Here is a 1,537-nt window from a genome sequence, read left to right as displayed (position 1 = left end):
GAAGAATGGTACTCATATTGTGTGGGGAACTGGCGGTAGTATGGTTCCAGAAGACGTGATGAGTGGTTATTATAAAAAAGGTTCGGAATTAACGAAAGCAGAGTAAGGAAGAATGAGGCGATTTAAAGCCTCATTTTTTCATGTACATAAAAATCTTTGTTATTTTCACATTAGTTCTTTATAGTATAGTTATAAAGGATTATTCATATCGATTAAATATAATAAAAAAGCGTTATTTTACATAATAAGAGGATGTGTGTATACGATGTCATTACAGACAAAATATATAGCGGGTATTTCGCTTGGGGTTATGGGCGTAGGTTTTGCGGCTTCGATCCCTTTTCAAGGAACGGTAGCTGGGGAGATTATTCAAGGGGGATTTGAAGCGGGGTTAGTTGGTGGACTTGCGGATTGGTTTGCGGTTACAGCTTTATTCCGTCATCCGTTGGGAATCCCAATTCCGCATACAGCATTATTACCTAAAAATCGTAAGCGGGTAACAAAGGGGCTCGTTTCTACGTTAGAAAATGAATGGCTGACGAAAGAAAGTATTACAAGTAAAGTAAAAGAAATGCAGCTAGCACAAATGGTACTGGAAATTGCTGAGAAAGAGTTACAGTCTGACGCTGTGAAAAAAGGAATTGTAACAATTGCTGAGAAAGCGATTCTTCAAATAGATACGGAAAAATTAGCAGTTATTATTGAAAAAGAATTAAAAACGTATTTGCATACAATTAATACAAGTAACATATTACAAGTGCTTGTTGATCAATTAGTTGTGCAAGAATATGATGAAAAAACACTTGATTACATATTAGTAAAGGTGAAAGATTGGACAGCTCAAGATGAAGCACGTTATCAGCTAGGAAGCTTAGGTATGAAGGCGATGGAAAACATAAAAGTAGATGGATTCCTGCAGTTTACTTTGAAATCATTTATGAATATTGTAGATGAAGATAAAATTGGAGGCATTTTGCAAAAGTTTATTATTAGCAATATTAACAGCTTGCAAGATGCTGATAATAGCACAAGACAACTTATATTAGCGAAGATTCGTCAAGAAATTATAAATGTAAAAGAAAATGAATCTTTATTACAGGAATTAGAGAAGTGGAAAGAAAAATGGATTACCAATTGGGATGCTACTGACAAAATAAAAGAGATGCTTGAGCAAGTACAACAAAGGGCAGTTACCTTTGTGAAGAATGAAGAATTTGCCGATAAATATGTTGTTCCATTCTTACAAACACAAATGAATAAAATAAAAGAAGATGAACTGACTGTTCAAAAAATAGAAGATTGGTTACAAAAACAAGTTGTTACTATTGTTGAAAAAAATCATTCGAAAATTGGAAAGCTTGTGCAAGAAAACCTTGATAAGTTAGATGATAAAACATTAATCGAAATGATTGAAAATAATGTCGGGAAAGATTTGCAGTGGATTCGTGTGAACGGGGCTGTTTGTGGCTTTATGATTGGATTAGTTTTAGAAGGAATAAAAGCGATTATATGAGAGAAACCTTCCACAATTGTGGAA

At 34.0% G+C, this 1,537-nt stretch carries 1 protein-coding gene; it reads left to right on the top strand.

Annotated elements, in window-relative coordinates:
• Positions 1 to 265: 265 nt before the first annotated feature.
• Complete coding sequence (locus AC1DTM_RS26000) at positions 266 to 1,513, top strand: DUF445 domain-containing protein (protein WP_477001238.1); 1,248 nt, start codon at positions 266 to 268, stop codon at positions 1,511 to 1,513.
• Positions 1,514 to 1,537 lie beyond the last annotated feature (24 nt).

It is taken from the genome of Bacillus sp. P4_D3 (assembly GCF_056401855.1).
This window is presented reverse-complemented; position numbering and strand designations above follow the sequence as displayed.

What these genes read in the sequence shown, in the direction of transcription:
- AC1DTM_RS26000 (WP_477001238.1), top strand. Translation starts at nt 266, where the DNA reads ATGTCATTACAGACAAAATATATAGCGGGTATTTCGCTTGGGGTTATG.